Below are 267 nucleotides of genomic sequence, written 5' to 3'. Positions count from 1 at the left end.
CAAATAGAGAGTGTAAATAGTTTTATTGATTTCATAGTAGCTCCTAGTTGTGAAAATTAACCATCAATGACTTCACGATAAAATTGGTTAGTTTCTGGATTAATTCTAGGTATACCAACTGAAATGACATCATCTTTGACACCTTGCCCAACCTTAGTCGACCATTCTAAATATTTATTAAACATTGTGTTTCTTAGGTTAACATCTTTCACGCTAACGTAAGGTTGTAAATTCTGATCGTTATTAACTATAGTAGCGTATATAGTC

1 protein-coding gene is annotated in these 267 nt (G+C 31.8%); it reads right to left on the bottom strand.

Going from position 1 to position 267, the window contains the following annotated elements:
- Positions 1-56: 56 nt before the first annotated feature.
- Positions 57-267 (bottom strand): hypothetical protein (locus AAEY75_RS15455; protein WP_352260083.1); only part of this gene is annotated, 211 nt, incomplete at its 5' end.

This window comes from Psychrobacter sp. TB55-MNA-CIBAN-0194, assembly GCF_040309505.1.
Classification (GTDB): domain Bacteria; phylum Pseudomonadota; class Gammaproteobacteria; order Pseudomonadales; family Moraxellaceae; genus Psychrobacter; species Psychrobacter fozii.
Note: the sequence above shows the minus strand (reverse complement) of the source record. Positions and strands in the feature narration are given on the sequence as shown.